The following is a 22,641-nucleotide window of genomic DNA, read 5'->3' on the forward strand; positions in this document are numbered from 1 at the left end:
TACCGAATCTATGCGTCTTCTGGACGCGTGACCAGATTGATTCGTTTCAAGTTATTCTTTTTCAAAAGGTCCAGCAGCGTCACTACATACTGGTAGGGCGTATCGCCATTGGCCCGTATCGCCAGCACCGGGGGATCGCTCATATCCCCGTAACGGGCGAGTTCGTTTTCCAGTTCCAGCATGCCCACCGGATTTCCATCCATCTGATACCCCTCCGTCGTAACCAACAGGTCAACCGAATCCGGGACAGCCGACTGGGCCTGATTCGGAGTCGCCACCGGCAGGTCGATCTCCATCAGTTGCTCATTTTCGATGAGCGGCGTGCTGATCATGAAGATAATGAGCAAAGCAAAGCCAAGGTCGATTAGAGCCGTTACATTGAGCTCCGAATTCGCCTCGAGGGATTTTTGTCTGTGAAACGATCTACCCATCAGAAGATCCTTAGCGGCTCTCGAGCTCGATCATGTCCGCGAGGGCGCTGGCAAAGTTCTGCAGCTCCGTCACCAATACCTTGGTACGGGAAAGAAGAAAGTTGTAGCCAAACACCGACGGGATCGCGACGCACAAACCCGCCACCGTCGTAAGCAATGCGCCCGATACACCCGGGGCCAAGTTCTGCAGCGTCGCCGTCGCCTGTAATCCGACTGCGCCAAAGGCGTCCATAACCCCCCAAACGGTACCGAGCAGGCCGAAAAACGGCGCCCCTGACACAATCGTAGCCAGGAAAATCATGCTCGATTCGTAACTAAGGGTCTTATTGGCCAACGCTCGCTGCAGCGCGTTTTCGACATGCTCCACTCGGGCGGCTCGGAGTTGCTCGATACTTTCCCCCGCTTTCGGGTCAATCCGATGGTAGGCTTCGATCGCATCGGAATAAAGCGCGGCGTAAGGCACTCGCTTGGGAGCCTTAAACGTCGACGGGGCATTCAGGATGGAACTCAGCCGATGCAGCGATTGCTCAAATCCAAGATTGTAGAGGCGTAAACGTTTCAGTTCCCAGTATTTGCCAAGCATCACTGCCCAGGCGCACACACTGAAAAACGCCAAGGCGAATATGATAGCCTTACCCGCCGGGTTACTTTGGGTGAAATAGGTGAAAACGTTCGGTCCGCCTCCAGCGGCAATTAAAGTAGTAACGTCCATGGGAATAGGCATAGTTCGCATTTCAGGCCGGACGAACATCCAGACCTAGTCCTTTGAAACCTTCCGCGCGGGAGCGTTCAATAAATTTCCATCTAAGCGGTAGAAAATTAACACTTGTTTCGCTGGATGCAGAATTACGGTTGCTCTGGCCAGATTCCTTGCTCTTATTCCGAAACGAAAACCAAAGCACCCTTTCATGGAATACATACAACGCGCCATTCAAGAACTGCAGGACAAACGAGGGAACCAATCCGGCAAACGAGCTCTAGTTGGGCTTGATGGATTTGTGGATACTATCATCCACCTCGTCGCCAAGCGCCATGGGATCGGGGACGACTTCTCCCGCATCGAGACAATCGAGGATTTCGGAAACCGGATTCTGGGAGCAGTTGGCAAGAGCGCCAATATCGAGATGTATCCCAAGATGGAGAAACTCGGCGGCAACGGACCAATTATGGCCAACGCGCTTTGCGCCACAGGATTTCCCCTAACCTATATCGGAGCGCTAGGGAAAAACGCGGTGCATCCGGTTTTCGAGGAATTCGCCAACAAAACGAGCGCTGTATGCGTGTCGGACCCCGGCTTCACCAACGCGTTGGAGTTTAACGACGGCAAGGTTATGATGGGGATTACCAAAACCCTGGACGATCTCAACTATGAGTCTATCATCGAGACAATGGGTGAAGGAGCGTTTCTCGATACTCTGTCCAAGTCCAGCCTCGTTGCTCTCGTCAATTGGACTATGATCCCGCACATGAACGCAATTTTCGCGGCACTCACGGATCGCGTCCTTCCCAGCCTCCCCTCCATTGACGGGGGACGAACCTTCTTTTTCGATCTTGCCGATCCTGAAAAGCGGGCACAGGGAGAGCTTATCGAAGCGCTCCACGCGATAGCGAAGTTCCAGAACTTCGGTAACGTTACCCTGGGTCTTAATCTGAAAGAAGGGCAGCAGGTCAGCGAAGCGTTCCAGCTCGGAGAAAGCGGCGAAGACGCAGACTCCCTCAAGCGGCTCGCAGCGAAGATACGACGGGAATTGAACGTGAGCACCGTGGTCGTGCACCCCACCAGATGTGCTGCTTGCGCCACGAAAGATGGAGAATGGTGCGTTGACGGTCCCTATGTGGAAAACCCGAAGATCACGACTGGAGCGGGCGACCATTTTAACGCTGGATTTTCCACCGGACAAATGCTCGGTCTTTCGCCCGAAGCTTGCCTGACCGTCGGCGTTTCCGTTTCCGGATTCTATGTCCGCACAGCGGTAAGTCCTTCCCTCAACGATATCGACAGCTTTCTGAGAAGCTGGTAGCCAATAACTATGACTCAAGCAGACGCTCTGACAGGGAAACTCTTTACATTCGAAGGCTCCGAGGGAAGCGGTAAATCGACCCAAATCGAGTTGCTTGCGGATGAACTCGAAGGAATGGGAAACGAAGTGATCGTGACTCGTGAGCCGGGGGGAACCGAAATCGGAGAGGAAATTCGTCATTTGCTTATCCACAACTCCGCCGGAAACGACATGGCCCCTGAAGCCGAGTTGCTGCTTTTCGCGGCCGCCCGTGCCCAATTAGTCAGGCAAGTCGTCATTCCGGGGCTCCAGGAGGGAAAGATCATTCTTTGCGACCGGTTTCTCGACTCCACAACAGTCTACCAAGGCGCTGCTCGAAGCATCTCTTCGGATCCCGTCAGCTACATCAACCAGTTCGCAGCGGCCAGCATAACGCCGGACCTGACTTTCATTTTGGACGTTCCTGCGGAAGTTTCGATCGCCCGAGTCAAGCGGCGCGTAACGGATCTTCCAGACCGCATGGAACAGGAGAACGTGGACTTCTATAAAAAGGTTCGCGAAGGGTACCTGCTCCTGGCTCGCTCGCTACCCGAGCGATTTCATGTCGTCGATGGCACGAGAGAATTGAGAGAGAATCAGGAGGATATCCTCAAAACGGTGCTCGAGAATATCTGATAGTTACAGGCTCACTATAAAGTCACAATTAGGCGGTCCATCATAACCCTATCCCGAATAAACTCAGGCGTTTGATTCTACCTCGAAGTCGTGACCACTCAAATTGCAGAACAGTCCCCAAGCCAGCTAATCGATCGAGCGATACGGGACAACCGCCTTGCCCATGCCCTGCTGATTCACGGACAGAACCTGAAGCAGGTCGAATCGTTTGCCTACGAACTGACAAGCAAGCTGATCGAGGTAAGTCAAACGGATGACGGAGTAGAGTGGCACCCAGATGTATTCTCCGTCCGGCCTTCGAAAAAATCACGCATCATATCCGTTGACGACACACGGGAGTTGATCCGCAACATTCAACATTCTCCTCAAAAAGGGGATCGTAAAGTCGCGCTCATTTATGAGGTTGACCGACTAAACGCCAGCGCTGCCAATGCCTTTCTTAAGACCCTTGAGGAACCGCCGCTCAACACAACGATCCTTCTTCTCACCACACGGCCCTACTCTCTCCTCGCAACGATCCGCAGTCGCTGTCAGCTGTTTCGACTTCCCACTTCAAATCAGAGCCTTGCCGATCCACGAGCTCTGGAATGGCTAAAACGCTACCGCGAATGGTTGTCGGATCTTTTGCATGCCAGACCCGGAGGCAAAGGAACGATTCCTCACTACATAATGGGGCTCTATGGTTTGATAGAACAGTTCCGGCATATCATCGAGGCCATCACCAAGGAAACCTGGAAAGAACAGTCTCAAAATCTCCCTGAAGAATTGGGCGATGGAGAGAGAATCGCTCTAGAATCACGGATCAGCATTTCCCTCCGTCAAGACTTCCTCGCTGCCATCGAAGTCACCACGGAAGCCTTCGCACGGGATAGCCTCACGGAGAAACCGAACGTTCCGTCTAAATTGATCGATTGTATTCGTGCACTCGAGTCATCGCCTAGGCTGCTAAACTTGAATATGAAGCCAGAGGCAGCCCTCGAGGCGTTTATGCTGCATACCTTAAGAATCTGGGCCGCCTAGTCCAATCTGTGATCCAAAAAGTCCGCTTATCCCATGGAAATTGTCAGGGTGACAGTAGTGCCTATTAACTTCTCGGTTAGAATATCCATATGCCCGTTGTTGGATTCAAGCAAGCGACGAAAAGCGACCAAACTAGCATCTGATTTCGCACTCCAATCTCGAGGTGTTATATGATCTGTCTACTTAAATCCCTTAAAATCGTCAACCAACATACATCAGGGGTAAAGGGTATGGTGTCCATCACACACAAAGTACCAAAATGCTCGCCTGAATCGCGATGCAACAGAACAAGCAAATAGAGCAGGATCTGTATATGACCCTTGACGAGGAGAGCCGAGGTTGGACGGGCACTTTTACTCGAACTGAAAGGTAGAGGACGATCTCCGATTACCCATTTTCGAGTTTGTCAGGCGAGTGCTCGGAGATCACCCGCTACCTTTTCACAAAACCGTCTTCAGCGCCTCAACAAGCCGATCAACCGAGCTTCGCTGTGCATTACACGCCATCAAACCGATTCGCCAGATTTTGCCTGCGAGTGGACCCAGGCCCGCACCGACTTCAATCTGATGATCGTTGAGGAGTTTGCCGCGGATGACCGCATCGTCTAATCCGCGGGGAAGGTAGAGGGTCGTCAACGGGTTTAATCGTTCTCCTAGTGGAACGACCGGCTCAAATCCGAATACGGCCAATTCCGACCTCAAGTAAGCTGCCGCATCCTCATGCCGTTCCCATCGGGTTTGGAGGCCTTCAGCGAGGATTTTGTTCAATCCGGCTTCTAGGGCGAACACCATACTAATCGGCGCGGTGTGGTGATAGCTCCGGCCACCTTCCCCATCAACATAGGCCAAAATCGCGTCCAGATCGAAGTAAAAGCTGGGTGTCGGTTTCGAGCGCTGGCGATAGACCTCAAGTGCTCGCTCGGAAACCGTGACCGGAGCTAATCCCGGAGGCACCCCAATGCATTTTTGCGTTCCAGAGAAAACGAGGTCGGCCCCCCATTTATCGATGTGAACCGGCATACCGGCGAGGGATGTAACGCAGTCAACAAACAGCAGGGACCCCGCATCGCGACAAGCATCTCCAATGCCACTCATTGGCTGATAAACGCCCGTGGACGTTTCCCCATTAACCAGAGCCGCAATTTTGGGGGAGTTCTCTTTGACGACTTGGCAAAAGGTCTCGGAGTCGATGGCTCTTCCCCATTCTTGCTCCATGCGGATAACTTTCGCTCCCAATTTTTCAGACAAGGCAGCCACACGTCCGCCAAACACGCCGTTGACCCCCACGACGATTTTATCTCCGGGTTCAAGGAAGTTCGCCAAAAGAAACTCCATACCGGCACTACCCGTCGCAGAAATCGGAAACGTAACCGTATTCTTAGTATCGAAGACTTGGCGAAGTTGACCTTTTACAGTCTCCATAACCGCAATGAATCCTGGATCCAAGTGACCCAGCAAAGGTCGTGAAAGCGCTTCGCGAACATCCTCAGAAATATTGCACGGCCCTGGGCCGAGGAGTAGAGTTTCTAGCGTTGGTGTTTTCACTGTCATAAAGGTATTGGGATTCTTGGTGCTTCGAACGTTCACCTCTCCCGCGTACGAAATAAAGGAAAAAATCTAAGTACACTATTTGTTGAGAAATAGGGGATACCGCTGAACTCCCGTCTTCGCTGGCCCATCAACCTTCTCGGAACCGATTACGGAAAATGGATCAACGCCGTAAACTCTGCCCTTGATGAACTCAGCCCTGACGAACAAGTGGCTGTCTGGGGAAGAAATACCGCACGCATCACTGACTCCCTCGATGAAGCAATGATGATCAGTGAAGACGCACATCAAGATTTTGTACTTATTGACGGTCGCATGAACGAGACGATCATTGAACCCGGCTATCCTAGACCGCTTCCTTCGCTATGCCCAACTTATCAAAATAAAAGGCAAAAGCTACCGGTTGAGAAATCAGTCTTGCCCTAAAACCGCATGAAACTCATTAAAACCTCACGTTCACTTGGAGCCTTTCGAAACGATGACGGCAGGTGCACTTTGAAACAATTTTTGACACTCAAGGGCGTATCAACTAAGAAGCGCCTAGCAGACTCATTACGGAACATTTTTCCTAAAGAAACCTCACGCAGTACAATTACACATAATAAGCCACTGGACCGAAATACACGACCTAATCCTATAACCGTTGAAACCCAAAACACACCTAAAAAGACCAAAGGCACTTTATCTCCACGAAAAATACTGGTATGAATAAAAATGGTTTTCGCATCAGCAGAGGAACAAATATCTCCCATCTATTCGTCGACAAGCACCTTCCACGCGGCGACCGAAAAAGCTATTTCAACGAAAGAGACATTTCTCAGATTCTGAAACTCGGCTTTGACCATATCAGAATACCTTTCGTTGAAGATCGATTATGGTTTAGTAATGGTGAAAAAAACGCCGAAGCATTCTCGCAACTTAATCATGTAGTAAACCAATCAATCAAGGCAGGCCTCAAGGTTATCCTATGTTTTCAGGAACTTAAATCACACCAATTTTCTTCAATGGGTGCTATAACACCGGCACTATTTTTAGACTCAAACGAAGTTGACCTCTTTTGTGATAAATGGTCCGAATTGTCCTCACATTTCAAAAGCACGCCAGAGAGTTCCTTAGCCTATGAATTGCTTAACGAACCCCTCGCCCCTTCGGACGAAGACTGGAACAATGTGCTAGCCCAGATCTACAATTTCATTCGAAAGAAAGAACCAAACAGAACGCTCGTAATTGGTCCAAACTTTTTTCAATGGCCAGTAAAGATGAAGCATCTAAAACTAGATGCAAGAGATCAAAACATCATCCGATCTTTCCACTTCTACCACCCCCACCTATTCACTCATAATAAAACTCCCTGGAGTGCTACGGGAAAATATGAAGGTCCTGTCACCTACCCCGGTCGCCCTGTTCCAAAGCAATTCGAAAAAGAGCTAGAATCCCTAGGACCCTACCCGAAAAGGGAAAACCTACCCGTCACCTTAACTATCATACAGAATATACTAAAAGACGTCGATAGCAACCCCAAACAGGCAATGCATCCAATCCATTGCGGAGAATTTGGCTGTTACCATAAAGTACCCCTGGAATTACAAAAACTCTGGTTCTACGACGTAGTCAGTTCATTCGAAAAAGCGGGGATAGCTTGGACACAATGGGACTGGAAAGGGAATTTTGGAATTCTCGACAAGGATACCTGGAGACCATCAGGAATCCATCTAGCAATGGGATTGAATACCCCGAAATGGGGTTTTCCAAAAATTCCAGGCTCAACTCTAAAAGAAAAGCTGAGGCATCGGGCTTCGAGAGTATTGGCTAAGTTCCCACCGCTATACACTCTCCTCAAAACCATTAAGAAATAAGCGAAAGCGAAGGACTGTGCTCGGCGGAGCAGACGTGCTCGATTCTGGAGGTGTCGCGCTCGGGCTACTACAACTGGAAAAGCCGCAAACATTCGTCTATGGACCGCGAGAGCGGTCTTTCAAAAGAAGCTATATCCAAGACATACCGGCTGTCGAAGGGGCGTTTCGGGTATCGTCCAATCCAAGCTCACTTGCGGGAAAAAAGCTTTGGCTACGGGAGAGATCGCGCTTTGCGGCTGACTCGCGAAATCGGCATCCAGGACGAACAGAGCAATCGCTACAAGCCTTATGGAACCGACATCCCACACGACCACGGCAGCCTGAACCTGCTCAAAGCCAACCGCAAGCCCAGCACGCTGGACGAGGTCTGTTTAGCTGCCACCACTTACCCAAAGATCGATGAGCAGTTGTTGTACTCGGCGACAGTCATGGACTTGTTCAGCCGGCGGATCCGGGGCCGGAGCGTTTAGGCAAGCAGCGCCGCCAGCAGTGATGTCCGGCTCCAAGTTCATCAACTTCACGCTTCCGCACCGTTTTCAATTCCCATTGAGATCGCAACGAAGCACCGCTTTAACGCCAAGCCAAGAATACTATTCTCAAGATCGAGCCGAATTCCCACCTATGGATCGATAGCAAAGAAAGGATTTAAAAAGCGGTCGAAAGGAGCAGACGTTAGCTTAAAACTATACGGTTAGTAGACTCTGGTTAGAGTAATATCTTAAAAGTTAATTCGAGCTCGATTCAGTAGTAAAATTGTGAGGTCTTCACAACATAAGTTAATTAAAAACATTTAGAACGTTTTAAATAACTAACATAAACGTGGAACCCTTATGATCACTTGATCCGTCTTATCGGATATCCTTTTTAGATCGACTAGTCGAGGTAGGCATTCGCTACTAACTAATCTGCTGTAAGAGCTTGGCCTGCTTGGTTTCCAATATCCAAATGGTGTCGATTATGTATCGGTTAGAATATACCCTAAAAGTTGATAAATATACCTTATAAATTAGTTTATATATTTGATCAGATTATATTTATAGGATAGTTACACGTCACTAATAATTCGAAAGCATCAATCAACTTGTCTTTGTTGGACCTAAATCACAGGGGATCAAAGTTGGTAGATCGTTTTCAAATTTTTTATCTATTTCTTTCTTTTCTTTGGGTTTAACACGGCCAACCGTAAAAATAGTATTTGAATAGGCAACATAATCTTCGCCCTCTGCCGCAAACGCATGTATTCGATATATACCATTTTCTTTCGGTGCTCTAAAGGTTATCTTTGCGCCTTCTTCTCCCACGATAAGCCCCTCCAAAAGCACTAATTTTTTTATACTTTTTCCATATACCTTTTTTCCAAGTCCATTGCGAATCTCCCAACTGTAATCAATCTCTCGCTCAGAAGCATTTTCTACGAACACCGATGCCTCATACAGTTGTCCGCCCTCTAACCCGACAGATAGGCTTTCGTTCTCTTTTAGCGATTTTTTTTCTTTCCTACGTACGAATTGAACTTTTTTTATTTTTGCACCGTTCGGATTTTCGATGTTTGGTCTGCTTAGCTCCAGAGTAGGTTCCCTAATTAAATCTCCGCCCCACACAACCGCAAGGGCACCAATGGAATCCGTCTTACGATCTTCATGTAGCAATCCCCAGTAAGTTGAACTTTGCTCATCTCTGTCACCCCAGAAAAAAACAATACCTCCAACACAAAGGTTTCTTGAGCTCTCCAGGACCCGGCATCTCTCACCAATAAGTCTGCTCTTTTCAAAACTCGTAGACTCCACTCTTGCTGTCCGGTGCCCTTTCCAATTTTTACTCCACCATCCATCGATCCCCCACTCTGTTATTAATATTGGCTTTTTCCACACAGAGATGGCCGTTAACAAATTTTCTTTCATTTTTTCATACGTATTTAGTCCAATATAGTCCAAGTTTTGGCTGTACTCTACGATTTCACTAAGCTTCTGCTCCACGTTAAACGGAGATACCGCGTAGCCCACAAGATGGTCGGGGTCTTCCTTTTTAATTTTTTTCGCTATTTTATCTAATCTTTCCCAAACGTTTTTATTATACCCACCCTCCATCACATCTGAGCCAGGGATAATTGCGTGCTCATTACCCAAGGACCACATTAATATTCCCGGATGATGCTTTAACTTATTAACAATTTCGATAATTTTCATCTCTAGCTCTTTTACTTGAGCTTCACAATCCCAATCCATCCCGTCTCGTTGATGAAGTATCGGCAAGTTCACGTGAGAATACAATCCGCTATCATAAGCTTTACGGATCAAATCCAGATTAGCTTCTATTCTTACTACATTACCGCCAATCTTTTTAAACAACTCTGGACGACTGACTTTATGATGCATGACTGCTCCCCTGATAAAGAAGCTGTTTCCGTTCTTTTTCAGAACCCATGCTCCCTCTTCTTTAACGAAGGCCCAAATTGGATCTTCGCTTTTGTGAAGGAAGAAAGATACAAATGCGACGACGCCAACAACAATAGCATAGTATACAATAAATTTTTTCATTTCTACATTATTAATTTTTTTAAACGTGACTAACCTTGCATTAAAAACATTATTATACGACTTGACTTTCCCGTGTTCGCGATGCCCTAAATTCTAAAGTTAGACCGAATCAGGTGTCCCTACACTTGGCGCTCTGAAATCTAAATACAAGCCAATAAGGGATCATCTTCTTTAACTATTTTTATTTAATATAAAATTTTTTTGTATATCCACAGAAGAGCATCTTTATACTATTGTATTAGTTGTATATTTCTGGATAGTAAAACCGCTTGGATTAACTATGAATCGTACACCAACATCCGGGTGCCACCGTCTCCGTGATTCTCTTTTATAACCCACCACTTTAGCGAATAAAGGCTTCGGTTGTAAGAAGTTCGTCTCTCCGTATCTAGAAGTGGAAAATTATTTTTGGATTCACAAACTTTAGTATACTTTATTCAACCTGTGGTTCTCTATCTTAAAGATTTCATCAGCATACTTAGAAATCGTGCATTCATGAGATATAATAAAAGTAGTTCTGTTTAATTTATCGTTAGCTAGCGCGTCTAATAGTTTATTAACCGATGCATCACTCAAATGATTAGTTGGCTCATCTAATATTAATACTTTTGGTTTTCGCAATAATGCACGACTAATGGTAATTAGCTGTTTCTCCCCTCCTGAAATCAATTCCCCAACATCATCGAGATTAGTGTTATAGCCATTCGGTAAGTTTTTTATAAAATCGTGCGCATTTGTTTTAGTCGTACATTCAATTACTTCCTCCATTGTCGACTTGTTAGAACCGTATATAAGATTCTCGTAAATGGATCCTCGAAACAGGAGCGGAATTTGCGGAACGATCGCTATCCCAGATCTTAAATCACTCATTTTGATTTCATCAAAGGGGATTCCTTCTGCCGCCAGAAAACCATCTCCAGGTCGGTAAAATCCCATGACCAAATTCGTGATAGTGCTTTTACCTGAACCATTCGGCCCCAACAATAACGTAATCTTGCCTGGAGCTAGCTCCATGGACGCGTTTTCCAAAACAATATTACTACCATAACTGAAACAGATATTATTTAATCGTATATTTCCTTTGAAATTTATTGGGGCGGTACCCGTATACGGTAAAGACTTCTTCGTGTCCACTAATTGGAAAACCCCGTTAAGCGATTCATTACCGGACACCAATAACGGTATCGCGGCTATCAGGGGATTAAAATAAGTCTGCAAAAACTTAGCACCAATATAAAAGGACAATAATTCACCCAAGCTTATAAGACCGATAGATATCAAATAGCTTCCCGTAAACAGAGTAATAATTCCACAAAATCCAGTTATAAAATTTTGAAAAACACCATAATCTGCTTTTTGGATATCCATATCCACATGTCGCTTCAGGTATTCATCTAGGTTATTTTGTTGTTCTCTTAATTCAGTCGCTTCTGCATTTTGCTGCCTCGTTAATTCGGCCATCGATAAAACAAACCACAATTTTTTAGCCAAGAACTGAAAAGACTTACGGTGTAAATCGACTTTTTTCCTTATTTTTTCCGAGCAAAATCGTGTTACGATTACTTGAATAGGGGATAATAAAATTAGTAAGACAAATAGGCGCCACTCGATGTTAATTAAAACACCCGCGAGGACGCACGAAGCGAACAAAGAAGGTAAAAAGGTGGAGATCAACACATTCGCTATTGCTCCGATACGATCAACGTCAGCAAGAAATATCGTGTGCGTTTTCCCGGTATCAAGGTTTTTAATATAATCGAGAGGAAGTCTGTAGTAACGCGAGATCAAGTCCTCTCTGATCTCTTTCAACAGCTTGGCCCCAGTATTTATTGACATGCGACTTATGACAAGCCTCAAGCTTGCTCCGGTAAATATTAAACCTAATAAGGATAAGCAAGCATATAGTAGAGTCTTTAGATTACCTTCAGGTATAACCGTATCAATTAAGTAATTAACTACAAAAATTATAGGAAATACCGCGATCGATTGCATAATCGAAAGTATAATTATGATGGAGATTTGCTTGTATTTATTCCTGTAGAAGCTTAAGTAATAACTCCACGCACTTTTATTCATAATGGAATCTCTTCGGTTTAGTTTCAAACTTCCTCAAACACCTTCGCCCACTGATCCAAAATCTTCCGTTTGAACGGATGCCAGCGTTGGAATCTCGTAAGTCTGCGGAAGCTTTTTAGTTAGTTTTAAGGACACGAGTTCGCGGTATGATTGCAGCATCTTTTTTGATTTAAAAAGCTTGCAGGCTCGTTCGTACGCATTCTGCCCCATTTTCTCACCGTTCCTAATTCGTGGACCCCATGTTTCTATAACGGAAGATATCTGTTCCGACGCCAGAGTCGGATTCGCTCGCGGATCAGGGATCAAAAACCCAGTGGAGCCGAGAGCTTCAGGTATTCCGCTTACATTACTTGCGATTACCGGTAAACGCTTCGCCATTGCTTCGATTACCGAGAGCGGCATCCCTTCGTACTGAGAAGGTAAAACAAAGAGGTCCGAGGCATCCAAGACATCCTCGATATCATTCCGAGAACCAAGAAAATGTATTGAATCATCCACTCCCATTTCAGCAGCCATTGAACGAAAGCGATTCTCTAGGGTACCATTGCCGATCCAAACAAACTGGAGCTCTGGCCAGATAGTAGTATTCTTTAAAATTTCAATCGCCGATAGCAGGTACTGGTACCCTTTCATAACCTCCATGCGACCAATTGTCGTACAAACCACAGCGTTCTTCGAAATTTCTAACTCTTTACGAATACGCAATCGAGTGGATAGGTCGCGTTTCTGAAAAAATTTGTCAGGACGCCCATTATAAATGACTCGGCCTTTGTTGACTGGGAGAGAGAAATTGGCTCGTAGATCGATAAGGTTCTTGTTGGATACAGACACAAGCTCTTCGGCATTTTCGAAAACTAGTCGCAAGTCACCCATGAGCGGGGCTCTTTCCACCCTCCACTGTTTATTTACGCAATGAGTAAGAATGACAAAGGGTATTCCCATTTCTATCGCCTTCTTTTTGGCGTGAAGGCTTGAAAACGGTGAACCGTCTGAGAAAAACACCAGATCAGGTTTAACCACTGAAAAGAGATCTTGGCAATCTTCGAGCGAGAGCCCTTTTATATCTGTAGCAGCATAGAGATTTTCCTCCCCTAACCAATAGTGCTCAATCCCGAGTCTCATACGTTCAGCTACCAGCGAATGCTCCGCGAAGGGCTGGGCGCAAACGACTCGATAGCCGGCTTCTTCAAGATCCAGCATTATTATGTGGCTACATTGCTCCGCCCCATCTTTGCCCGAGCAATCTGAATACACTAGAATCGCTTGCCTTTCATCGTTCTTAATGCGACGAGGTCCAATTATTCCGGATAGGGATTTTTGGCGCTTCTCTACTCCGCTCGCTTTTTTCTCTCTGATCGTTTTGATTCGGTCCAAGAGCAACCGATTGTTTGGATTCCCGTCGATTGCACGCAGGCAAAGGGAGAGAGCCTCCTCAAATTCCGAACGTTCGATCAACAACGCGGAAAGCTCCAAACACGCTGGCACGAAAAAAGGATCAACATCAAGCGCGTTGCGATACGCTTCGACAGCCAGGTCTGCCTTGCCACGCAACAACCACACACTAGCTAACTTATAGTATGCTTCAGGTCCTTTATTAGTCTGTAATTGCTCTGGCATCTCTTATCAAACGGTCTTTCCTGGCAGAGGTAAAGAACGGTACAAATCACTAGACTTGAAACTTTCGTAAAAAAAGTCGAATGATAGCTTACCGCGAGTGGAACACTGCTTTAGGTAACCGTTTGTTTTCTTAATTAGTTCCATGTCGAGTGCTTTTTCCGCCGCCTCTTCATGGGATTCGTAGTAAAATGGATAGTCTTCTCCCAAATACTGGATCACGCTTGGGAGTTTGTTCACGAGTAGCGGAGTTGCACGGGCAATGCATTCGACTACCGTGTTGTTTGCGCCGGAATCATATAGATCCACAAATCCTATATTCTGGCTCAAAAGGCTATCGTATTCATCGTTGGGAAGGTGTTGGATCTCGTGCGTATTCGCGGAATACGCTTTGGACAGCGGGATGCTAATATTTTCCGCTTCCTTAGCCATAAGTTCCGTCAAGTAGCGATCCGCGTCGTCGAAGAACCGCGGAACAAGCCTAATTTTTTGATAACCAGCAGCGTTTCCCTCGGCCAATGGAAGAGCATAAATCGCATTGAGCCTACGAAGCCACCAGCCGACTTGTACAATCTTCTTCTCACGGCTCTGTTTAAAACGTTCAAAACTAAATTGAGCCTTTGGAATTTCAGCAGGGTGGATTAAGCTTAAGACAGGGCAATCAACCTGGGAACGCAACCATTCCGCCTGGTAATCTGAAAGGCAAATCATGCCTTTACAGTGCTCCATGCTTCGTTTCCAGATCTCTTTCGCAAAGATCGCCTGCGGACTCTCTTGAGGATGGAACCAAGAAGGCATGCGATGAGGATTATGGATAACTCCAATCCAAGGACGTTTGTATGGAGTAATACCCTTCTCTTCAGACGTTGCTAAGGCCTCGAAACCTCCTTCGTGCATAAGCCTCTTCAGTACATTTGGCTCACGCACTCCTTCCTTCCAGTGTTTCCAGGCGAAGTTGTCCTCTATGAACGAATCGAGGTACACACCATCTTGATGATGAAGGCTCTTTAACGAATCGATTGCCAGATTCCAACCGCCTCGATGGCACGAAAACACTTTCTGCCGGTTGATACAAATTTTTCCGTCAATACAGTTTGAATACGACTTAATTTCTTGAACCGAAACATCCGCCTTCTTGCTAACCCGCGTCTTTAGATAATGACCGCGAAAGACAAGTTTCGGATGCTTTGGATCGACCTCCAAAGCAGTATCATAATGATGAAGGGCTTCCGTTATTTCGCCTTCGTCCAGCAGCATGTCAGCGAGAGCGATTCGAGCATCGACAAAATCACTATCCAGCTCCACGGCAGCCTGAAAAGTAATTCGCGCCATTTTACGATCGCCCTTCAATTTCCAAACCTTGCCCAGGTGGAATTTTATTTCTGCAGCTGATTTCATGCGTTCATGCATCCCATCGGACAGAAGCGAGCATACGGAGAAGTTTGGATTGGATGGCCTTCGAGCGACTTGTCTTCAATCCACTCGAAATATTTCTGAAAGCCGCTTCGTATTCCCTAAGTTCGATCTGTTGCTTGGCGAGACTCACTGCATAGTCGGCATAGTGCTCTCGTGCACTTTCCTCAATTCGAGTCTTGGAAGTTTCTGGCCAGTAGGACTTCGAAAGCTCAATTGATAGTAGACTGTCCTTAATTTGCTGCCCATTAAGCATCAAACCATCTGTTAGCGAATCTCCCTCACGACCACAGAACAACAGCTGTTCGGGCTCATACCAAACCGGGTAATTCACAGCAACACGCTTCCACATATCCCAATCAAACGCAGAACCAACACTCGGCGAAAATCCACCGAGCTCTTCGAAAACACTACGCTTGACGACCATGGAAGAGAAGGCGAGACGACAGTAGACGCCAATTCGATCCGTCCAGTTTTCAATTACGCCCGGATGCTCCCGCTCCAGAAACGAAGTCCACTTCCTTTCGCCTTGTTTGCCCATCAAGGCATATCGACTAAATGCTGCCCCCAATTCAGGTACAGTTTTGATGCCTCTACAGATGGATTGATAGAAACCAGGGGCAAGCCAATCGTCATCGTGGACGATGTGGACCCAATCTCCGATAGCCCGCTCGATGCAAAGGTTGAAAATGTGTGGATGGCCCCTTTTCTCCTGAATCGGAAAAAATGCAACCCGACCTTTTCCGATCTCGTTCACTATATCTCGAATCTCGTCGGTTTTCTCAGGCGAAACAAAATCCGCCACAACCTCAATCTGCATCTCTTCCGGAACTGCAGCCTGACACAAAATGCTCTCGAGGCACCGTGGAAGATGAGTCACTCGGTCGTGAACGGTTACAATGACAGATAACAAGGGCCTGACCGTTTTTGTCTCAAATTTCGAGATTTTTGGAAGCTCCAAGCCTCCTCTTTGACCCTGTTCCTCGACCTCAGTCGCCCGTTTCATGACCCCATTTTCGATCAACTGCTCGCTATGAGTGAGCTCGACAGAGTGTAGAACATCATAAAGCGTGAATCCCTTTGCATCACTATCCAAACGGCTAACGTATTGCTGGTACTGAAGTCCACTCTGGTAATGCTCTTTTCTTTTTACTTCTTCCGTAACTTTGCCTGCAAAGTCGGAGAAATACTTGAAATGCAACAGGCAACCTCGAGACTCTGCAACTACATCTCGTGGGAGGTTTGTCCAATGCTGACCGCCCGCGAGAATCGTATCCTCATCGTATTTGATCAAAGATACCTTACTTTGACAAAAAGCATCATTCTGCCCAAACACACGTTCACGAGCACCACCAAAGAAATAGGTCAAATTCCGAAACGGCCCTGCACGTTCGAAGCGTGAATGGTAAAACTGAGAGTCAAAATAAGGGCACGTATCTAAAAATGGATTGCCCTGCGAATACAATGCATCGGCCACAGGACCTTTAGAGTACATCTCAAGAAGGACCGTCGGCAGTATTCGTTTCCCCAGTTTATCTAACGATGAGCAATAGTCTGCCAATTTTACCGTCTCACAATCTGGATAATAGAGCAATTCATCTACATCAACCGTAGCGCACCAACGACCGAGAGCATAGGAACGCAATACAATTTCAAACCAGACCGATCCGAAATTGGCCTTATTAAACGACAATCCTGATTGCCAAAGAAATACGTCATCTTGCTCAGCTAAGTAATCGACAGATCCATCGTCCGAAACATTGTCGATCGCAAAAAAATGAGTAATCCCCTGCTCGCGATAGTACTGCAGAAAATAAGGTAAGCGCTGCGATTCGTTTCGACAGACAAAAGCGCAAACCAAGGCATCTTCAGGCAAGTCCAATTCCTTGTTATCCAATCGTTTTAAATCATAGAGCCTGAAGGCCTCAATCAAACCTTGTTCGCGATCGATCAAGTTAATGTAGGCCTTATGCAATTCTGCCTCGTTGGGAAACGCTTCAAGAGTCTTAGCATAGAAATCGAGTGCATCGCTTGGCTTACCGCATTCCTCAAGCACTGAACCCATTTCGATATGGGCGATCGCGTGCTTCGGCCGTTTCTCGACAAACCGACGGTAACTCTCAAGGGCCTGCTTCCACCGCCCTCGCTTTTTCCATACACGAGCTAATTTGAACTGCTGTTCAATTTGCATGTTCTCCTTGGAAACGGCATCTTCGAAATCCATTTTTTTCTCCCGATCTCTAAAACGGAATTTCACTAGATTTCCGTTCCACTTGCGCTTACTGCGATCCGGGAATCCAACAAAAAAATCTTTTAAGCCTACCTTGGGCCGAATACTCGAATTCGAACCCGCTCGATCACGATGTTGCCTTAGGAGCGAAGGTAGGCTCTGTGCACTCGCGCTACCGCCAGCGCTTAGGCTGTCTTCACTAATAGAATAGTAAAGACTCACATCCTCTAGAAGCAGTTTATTGGAATTTTGTTCCCACGCACGGAGAAACCAATCAGTATCCTCGTTCTGAGTACGTTTTTCATCAAATTTGCCAATCTTCGCAAACGAGCTCTTGCGAATACTCAGACTGCCTAGGTTCACAAAATGGTAAGCGGGCGCAAGAACCCGAAGTTCCAATTCCTCACCGACTACATGAGACTCATTCGCCTCAACGTCTACGATTTTCCCTTGAACAATATCGATGGAATCATCGCTCTCCAACGCCCCGATCTCTCGTTCTAGCTTATCCAATTCCCAAAAATCGTCGACATCCAAAAAGCAGACAGTGTCGCCAACAGCGAGACGTACTCCGTGATTTCTGGCTGAGGATGGTCCGGCATTTTCTTGGCGCACATAACGTATGCTTGGATACTTTTTTGCAACTTCGGCAGTATTATCCGTAGAACCATCATCCACAAGGATCACTTCATCCGGAGTTCTACTCTGTGAATACACGCAATCAAGGGCTCGCTCAAGATAGGTGGCCCCATTATACGCAACTAAGATTGCACTGACGCTTAGCTTTCGCTTATTCATTCAATGTCATTTAGAAAATCGGCAATCGCATCGGGAATACCTTCAATCGTCGTACCTAGATCAAGATGATGGCAGGCAACGGACTTAACTACCCCAGACATCTTCTTAAAGGAAGCGGGACCATCTCCAGGCAATTGGAACATAGTGCTCGGGGCAAGCGCACGCAAAGCGGCAATCGATGAAATATCGGAAACAGTCGTATCCGGAAGTCCCGTTATTTGAGGAACAAAGATCGTTTTCAAAGGGAAGGACTCGATCAGGCATTCGGGCAGGTGTTCATTGAGAAAAAGGAGCGCCTTCTCCTCTCCCAGTCTATCCAGGTTTGAAATCAAATCCCTGAACCGGGGAAAGCGAGCTATGTCGTCTGGGCCTTTCAGCTTCGAGGTGCTATATAGACTCCAAATACGCGGTTCATAGGGGTTCGAAGTATCTAGGGCACAGTAGTCGTCTCCCAAAAACTTCAGACGTGAATTTATACAGGACAAAGCGGTCGAAGATTTTCCACTGCCTCCCTTGCCGCAGATAATCACTCCACCTTCCTCCTTGCCCACAGATGCAGCGTGCACGAGTTGAAAGCCATTTTGTTCGAGCCACCAATTCAAGATCGGCGTAAGCGGGTATCCTTCTTCGTAATACGGAACGTCATCGACGCTTTTGATCCAATAAACCGCAGAATTCGTCTGCGTATTGTAAAGACTGAGAATATCAGGCCCCAGATGGAAGATCGTGCGCATCAAATCACTGTGGAAGCCATTTATCTCCTTGCGAATGCCCAATCGTTCGAACCAGCGGAGCTGTAGCAGGTCGACTAGACTCGAAAGCATCAAAGGCAAAGGAGTCTTTGTAGAGACGCTGTCAAAGATCTGAATCGTTAACTCAGGTTCTCCTGCCTTTTCAACTTCGAGGTGACCGATAGCGGCAGTCAGCTTACGAACCAAAGCAGGTCCCGCAAATTTCATCTCCACCGATTTACCGGCAATACGAAAACGCTTCACCGTAGCACCGCCCATCGAGTCAATCGCTCTGTTAAACCCTTCCTCCGCCATATTGAAGTAAGCGAGTCTATCTTGATCTAAATGGTTCATTTTATTTCTTGGCTCTTTGCCGTTCTAGATTCTCTCTAATCAAGCTGATGTATTCCTTTCGGTCTTCAGCCATGGTAATTCCTTTATTTCCTTCGTGTATCCGTCTATAGGTTACGATTTTGGAAATATTTTCGCTCAAAATTCCTGATTGTTTATAACGGGCATACCAATCTGCCCATTCGCCAATTTTCCAACGCGCATTAAAAGGCCCGACCTTCTCAAGCGCCTTTCTTCGAATCAAAAGAGCAGATGGCAAATATCCTGAAACAGGTTCTTCCTGACACCGGTAACGCCTCCTGAATTCTTCTGGTAATTCCGGACTAATAAATTGCTGCACCAGTCCCCACGCAATTTGAGTGTCAGAATCCTTCGACAGGATACTGGTTTGTTTCTCGAGCTTATCCTCAACCCAATAGTCGTCCTGATCGAGGAAAGCGAGTAAGTCGCCTTCCGACGCATCAACCCCTGCGTTTCTTGCAGCCGCAGTACCAGCGTTAGTTTGGTCAATTCGCACGATATGCTTTCCATACGTATCTAGTATATCGCTACTCCCGTCTGTGGATCCGTCGTTTACAACGATAACCTCAAACGGAGCAAAACTTTGATTGAGCACACTGTCGAGAGCTTGCCGCAAATATCTCTCGCCGTTGTATAAGGGAATGATTACGCTAACACGCAATTCTCTTAGCTGTAAACCTACAGCGCTTATCACCTTGCCTCACTCCATTCGGGAATATCCGACATCGAGAGAAGTAACTGGACAGCCCCGCCTCCACTGGTTTTCCTTTGTTTCAGTGAACGCCTCAAAACTTGGATCAAACCAAAATCACGCGGTCGATTCTCACGCCGCGTTAAACTCGCTGCATGACTCCTGTAGTGGAGACCTTCACAGGCAAGTCGCACCATCGGTGTTTCGAGCTCACGCGCCCTGAGGAACCAATCCTGGTCCTCGCTGTACTGAAGGCCTTCATCAAACAATCCAACTGTTTCGAAAATCTCTTTTCTTACCAGTAAACAACCAAGTTGGATCGTGTAATACGAATCACCCTCAACTTCAAAGGATCCAGCATTAGCTTCAGACGATACCAGTTTCTTTAGTTGGCTTATAACCATAACAGGTCCATGGTCGACTAGCAAAGGTAAGATTTGACTCTTCAGTTTGTCCTCCGGCCACACATCATCACTGTCGAGAAAGGCAAAAATTTCACCTGTTGCTTCACCAATACCGTAATTACGGGCGGCGGACGGGCCCGCGTTTTCTTGGCGAAGAAAGCGTATGGAATCGCTCAATTCGGATAGGTTCTTCAAGGGACCGCCGTTTGAGCCGTCATCCACAAGGATAAGTTCCAGATTGGGATACCTTTGCGCCAATACACTTTTCACAGCCTCTTCCACGAAATCATATTGATTATAGAAAGGTACGATTACACTTAACTTAGGCAATCGTTCCTCATCGATATCAATACTACTACTTCCATGGGAGAAGATCATCTTGGATCAACGAATAATAACGCAGTTATTCAGCTGCTTTAGCCCCTTCGAGTTCTTCTCCTTCGTCGTGAATGGGATCGAGAAGCAACAATTCCTCCATATCCGTGTACTTCTTCAATTCGGGAGCAGAGAAAGTACAATCGAAGGAACTCGCAACCAAATCGTCTCCACTTGGTTTATTCTGATCGCTGGCCTCAACAAGGAGTTCTTCTTTGAGGAACTGCTCAAGAAGCTCGCAGATAATAGCATCAATATCTACGTCGGATTTCGAGTAACTTCTTTCCACAATCCCCCTGATCTCCAGAAGATTTGCTCCGCGGCAAATTGCGTCCCAAACAAAAGCACCTGAATCATCGATACTGTAATAGTTACCGTTGTCCATGTTGACGATTACAACTTCACCATCGATCGCTTCAGAAACGACTGATGGGGCGTTAATTTGATACCTAGAGTTTTTCATAATTAGTTTATCATTAAACAAAGGCTATATCGACCCCCATGGTAAATCATTAATCACCAGACTCTTCATTTGGTGCATGGTGCTGTTTCATTTTCACTAACCGAAATAATCGAATCCAAAAACTCACAAATTTCTTCGAAAACGAGCTATTAACGCCTACCAATGTGTAGTTTGGCTGTGGAAAGAAACTGCAAATCACATTTCTAAACAGTCCGAGCTCAGGTCTGTAAACGATTTCCATGGAGATCCTTCGAAGCACTTTTTCGTAGGTATTTTTTGCCCTTATTTTAAGCAAAAAATGAGCCTTCGCTTTTTCTAAGATCTTTAAACTCATCCCACTATAGTGCAACGATAGCGCACTTTCAGGATCTTTCACGAAACCTCGAAAATCAGCGCCAAACTCTTTAGAACTTATCGAAATCGGCAAAGCGAGAAGTGGACCCAACCGAGGTTCCAGTAACATTTTTCCCCATAATTCAGGATCAAACGCCCCATTGAACCCCCTCGTAACCAAGGCTATATCCAAAAGACTTCGAATATTATCCTGTAGAAAATGTCCTATCGAAACATGGAGACATAGAAACATAAGCAATTGATTTGGGTTCAAAACCTTAACAGAAATCCCGTCAATTTTGCTAATTGAAGATCGTTCCCAAAATAGGTCTTCATCAATATTGAAGCACTTATGAGGTGTAAAAAAACTATGATGGAGCTCAACACTAATACCACTGACAGGGTTCACGAAGTCAGGGAACTCATTTGTATGATTTAAATACCAATCATAATCTCGGTCACCTGTGAACAAATATCCCATTTCCGTTAGCAAATTCGCCGCTTCGATCGACCTAATTTTATCTACCACAAGATCAATATCTTGCATTTGCCGAGTTGCCATATTGGGCCAGATTGAGAACGCTAGTGTCGCGCCTTTGAACACGATGACATCAATATTAAACTTCTCAAATGCCAGAAGAACTTCTTTGAGAGATTGCTTGATTCGCAAATTCCGTTGTGTCGTCTCCAAGAAAAACTTCTTCAAGATTACCAACTGTTTCTGCGGGATCCTCCCGCTGCTAAAAACCGGGGCCAGCGTATAGCTCAACAAAGATGCAACACGGTTTTCGAACGCGACTCGAAGTACTTTAGCCCAATCAAGCTGATCAAACTCAGCCAAAAGATCTTGCTCACAAAACCGATTACCTTGGACGCCCTTTTTAATCGTCGCCAAAACAAATGTGTCTTCAGCACTCAACGACAGTAAAGAATCTGGTCTAGATACACGATTAGCAAGGGTCTTCAAAACTTGAGTCATAAATTTTTTGGATTATGAAAATCTTTCAAATATTGAGGAAATTAATAGGCCACTTCCTTCATGCTAATGGTAATTTGGGGGGCAACAAGAAAGCCG

At 46.2% G+C, this 22,641-nt stretch carries 19 protein-coding genes; 5 read left to right on the forward strand and 14 right to left on the reverse strand.

Annotated features, from left to right (window positions below; genetic code table 11):
• Positions 1-8: 8 nt before the first annotated feature.
• Positions 9-431, reverse strand: a complete 423-nt coding sequence (locus GA004_RS15600; RefSeq protein ID WP_283394806.1) for an ExbD/TolR family protein — start codon at positions 429-431, stop codon at positions 9-11.
• Between the two features lie 10 nt (positions 432-441).
• Positions 442-1,143, reverse strand: a complete 702-nt coding sequence (locus GA004_RS15605; RefSeq protein WP_283394807.1) for a MotA/TolQ/ExbB proton channel family protein — start codon at positions 1,141-1,143, stop codon at positions 442-444.
• Positions 1,144-1,339: 196 nt separating this feature from the next.
• Here GA004_RS15605 and GA004_RS15610 point away from each other — a divergent pair, with 196 nt between their 5' ends.
• From GA004_RS15610 to GA004_RS15620, 3 genes are all read left to right on the forward strand, one after another.
• Entirely contained in the window at positions 1,340-2,452 is a 1,113-nt protein-coding gene (locus GA004_RS15610) for a PfkB family carbohydrate kinase (protein ID WP_283394808.1), read from the forward strand.
• Positions 2,453-2,461: 9 nt separating this feature from the next.
• Positions 2,462-3,106 carry a dTMP kinase gene (tmk, locus tag GA004_RS15615; protein ID WP_283394809.1) on the forward strand — a complete coding sequence of 215 codons (645 nt, stop codon included), beginning with the start codon at positions 2,462-2,464 and terminating at the stop codon, positions 3,104-3,106.
• Positions 3,107-3,196: 90 nt separating this feature from the next.
• On the forward strand, positions 3,197-4,126 hold the full coding sequence (locus GA004_RS15620; protein ID WP_283394810.1) for a hypothetical protein: 930 nt from the start codon (positions 3,197-3,199) through the stop codon (positions 4,124-4,126).
• A gap of 440 nt (positions 4,127-4,566) precedes the next feature.
• Here GA004_RS15620 and GA004_RS15625 read toward each other — a convergent pair whose 3' ends face one another.
• Both GA004_RS15625 and GA004_RS15630 read right to left on the reverse strand, forming a co-directional pair.
• Positions 4,567-5,670 (reverse strand): pyridoxal-phosphate-dependent aminotransferase family protein, encoded by a 1,104-nt coding sequence (locus GA004_RS15625; protein WP_283394811.1) that lies wholly within the window; start codon positions 5,668-5,670, stop codon positions 4,567-4,569.
• Between the two features lie 81 nt (positions 5,671-5,751).
• The gene (locus GA004_RS15630; protein WP_283394812.1) at positions 5,752-5,961 is read right to left on the reverse strand and encodes a hypothetical protein; all 210 of its coding nucleotides are present in this window, start codon (positions 5,959-5,961) and stop codon (positions 5,752-5,754) included.
• 416 nt (positions 5,962-6,377) lie between these two features.
• Here GA004_RS15630 and GA004_RS15635 point away from each other — a divergent pair, with 416 nt between their 5' ends.
• Together GA004_RS15635 and GA004_RS15640 are read left to right on the forward strand one after the other, a co-directional pair.
• On the forward strand, positions 6,378-7,529 hold the full coding sequence (locus GA004_RS15635) for a glycoside hydrolase family 5 protein (RefSeq protein ID WP_283394813.1): 1,152 nt from the start codon (positions 6,378-6,380) through the stop codon (positions 7,527-7,529).
• 98 nt (positions 7,530-7,627) lie between these two features.
• Complete coding sequence (locus GA004_RS15640) at positions 7,628-7,999, forward strand: IS3 family transposase (RefSeq protein WP_283394814.1); 372 nt, start codon at positions 7,628-7,630, stop codon at positions 7,997-7,999.
• A 606-nt stretch (positions 8,000-8,605) separates the two neighbouring features.
• On the opposite strand, the gene GA004_RS15645 is transcribed toward GA004_RS15640, so the two are convergent.
• The 10 genes from GA004_RS15645 to GA004_RS15690 form a co-directional block, all read right to left on the reverse strand.
• Entirely contained in the window at positions 8,606-10,066 is a 1,461-nt protein-coding gene (locus GA004_RS15645) for a glycoside hydrolase family 2 TIM barrel-domain containing protein (protein WP_283394815.1), read from the reverse strand.
• Positions 10,067-10,489: 423 nt separating this feature from the next.
• The gene (locus tag GA004_RS15650) at positions 10,490-12,142 is read right to left on the reverse strand and encodes an ABC transporter ATP-binding protein (RefSeq protein WP_283394816.1); all 1,653 of its coding nucleotides are present in this window, start codon (positions 12,140-12,142) and stop codon (positions 10,490-10,492) included.
• Positions 12,143-12,175: 33 nt separating this feature from the next.
• Positions 12,176-13,759 (reverse strand): glycosyltransferase family 4 protein, encoded by a 1,584-nt coding sequence (locus tag GA004_RS15655; protein ID WP_283394817.1) that lies wholly within the window; start codon positions 13,757-13,759, stop codon positions 12,176-12,178.
• Between the two features lie 6 nt (positions 13,760-13,765).
• Positions 13,766-15,154 carry a tetratricopeptide repeat protein gene (locus GA004_RS15660; RefSeq protein WP_283394818.1) on the reverse strand — a complete coding sequence of 463 codons (1,389 nt, stop codon included), beginning with the start codon at positions 15,152-15,154 and terminating at the stop codon, positions 13,766-13,768.
• A 4-nt stretch (positions 15,155-15,158) separates the two neighbouring features.
• Entirely contained in the window at positions 15,159-18,197 is a 3,039-nt protein-coding gene (locus tag GA004_RS15665; protein WP_283394819.1) for a glycosyltransferase, read from the reverse strand.
• Positions 18,194-19,282: a phosphoenolpyruvate carboxykinase (ATP) gene (locus tag GA004_RS15670; RefSeq protein WP_283394820.1), complete on the reverse strand. Its 1,089-nt coding sequence runs from the start codon at positions 19,280-19,282 to the stop codon at positions 18,194-18,196. Before GA004_RS15670 ends, GA004_RS15665 begins: the two co-directional genes overlap by 4 nt.
• A 1-nt stretch (position 19,283) precedes the next feature.
• Positions 19,284-19,961: a glycosyltransferase family 2 protein gene (locus tag GA004_RS15675; protein ID WP_283394821.1), complete on the reverse strand. Its 678-nt coding sequence runs from the start codon at positions 19,959-19,961 to the stop codon at positions 19,284-19,286.
• Positions 19,962-19,990: 29 nt separating this feature from the next.
• Entirely contained in the window at positions 19,991-20,773 is a 783-nt protein-coding gene (locus GA004_RS15680) for a glycosyltransferase family 2 protein (RefSeq protein ID WP_283394822.1), read from the reverse strand.
• 25 nt (positions 20,774-20,798) lie between these two features.
• Positions 20,799-21,233: a PqqD family protein gene (locus tag GA004_RS15685; protein ID WP_283394823.1), complete on the reverse strand. Its 435-nt coding sequence runs from the start codon at positions 21,231-21,233 to the stop codon at positions 20,799-20,801.
• Positions 21,234-21,282: 49 nt separating this feature from the next.
• Positions 21,283-22,545: a nucleotidyltransferase domain-containing protein gene (locus GA004_RS15690; RefSeq protein ID WP_283394824.1), complete on the reverse strand. Its 1,263-nt coding sequence runs from the start codon at positions 22,543-22,545 to the stop codon at positions 21,283-21,285.
• Positions 22,546-22,641: the final 96 nt, after the last annotated feature.

It is taken from the genome of Candidatus Pelagisphaera phototrophica (genome assembly GCF_014529625.1).
Taxonomy (GTDB): Bacteria; Verrucomicrobiota; Verrucomicrobiia; order Opitutales; family Opitutaceae; genus Pelagisphaera; species Pelagisphaera phototrophica.

What these genes read in the sequence shown, in the direction of transcription:
- GA004_RS15610 (WP_283394808.1), top strand. Translation starts at nt 1,340, where the DNA reads ATGGAATACATACAACGCGCCATTCAAGAACTGCAGGACAAACGAGGG.
- GA004_RS15670 (WP_283394820.1), bottom strand. Translation starts at nt 19,282, where the DNA reads ATGAACCATTTAGATCAAGATAGACTCGCTTACTTCAATATGGCGGAG.
- GA004_RS15685 (WP_283394823.1), bottom strand. Translation starts at nt 21,233, where the DNA reads ATGAAAAACTCTAGGTATCAAATTAACGCCCCATCAGTCGTTTCTGAA.
- GA004_RS15655 (WP_283394817.1), bottom strand. Translation starts at nt 13,759, where the DNA reads ATGCCAGAGCAATTACAGACTAATAAAGGACCTGAAGCATACTATAAG.
- GA004_RS15640 (WP_283394814.1), top strand. Translation starts at nt 7,628, where the DNA reads ATGGACCGCGAGAGCGGTCTTTCAAAAGAAGCTATATCCAAGACATAC.
- GA004_RS15600 (WP_283394806.1), bottom strand. Translation starts at nt 431, where the DNA reads ATGGGTAGATCGTTTCACAGACAAAAATCCCTCGAGGCGAATTCGGAG.
- GA004_RS15680 (WP_283394822.1), bottom strand. Translation starts at nt 20,773, where the DNA reads ATGATCTTCTCCCATGGAAGTAGTAGTATTGATATCGATGAGGAACGA.
- GA004_RS15690 (WP_283394824.1), bottom strand. Translation starts at nt 22,545, where the DNA reads ATGACTCAAGTTTTGAAGACCCTTGCTAATCGTGTATCTAGACCAGAT.
- GA004_RS15645 (WP_283394815.1), bottom strand. Translation starts at nt 10,066, where the DNA reads ATGAAAAAATTTATTGTATACTATGCTATTGTTGTTGGCGTCGTCGCA.
- GA004_RS15665 (WP_283394819.1), bottom strand. Translation starts at nt 18,197, where the DNA reads ATGAATAAGCGAAAGCTAAGCGTCAGTGCAATCTTAGTTGCGTATAAT.
- tmk (WP_283394809.1), top strand. Translation starts at nt 2,462, where the DNA reads ATGACTCAAGCAGACGCTCTGACAGGGAAACTCTTTACATTCGAAGGC.
- GA004_RS15635 (WP_283394813.1), top strand. Translation starts at nt 6,378, where the DNA reads ATGAATAAAAATGGTTTTCGCATCAGCAGAGGAACAAATATCTCCCAT.
- GA004_RS15660 (WP_283394818.1), bottom strand. Translation starts at nt 15,154, where the DNA reads ATGAAATCAGCTGCAGAAATAAAATTCCACCTGGGCAAGGTTTGGAAA.
- GA004_RS15605 (WP_283394807.1), bottom strand. Translation starts at nt 1,143, where the DNA reads ATGGACGTTACTACTTTAATTGCCGCTGGAGGCGGACCGAACGTTTTC.
- GA004_RS15650 (WP_283394816.1), bottom strand. Translation starts at nt 12,142, where the DNA reads ATGAATAAAAGTGCGTGGAGTTATTACTTAAGCTTCTACAGGAATAAA.
- GA004_RS15630 (WP_283394812.1), bottom strand. Translation starts at nt 5,961, where the DNA reads ATGTGCGTCTTCACTGATCATCATTGCTTCATCGAGGGAGTCAGTGAT.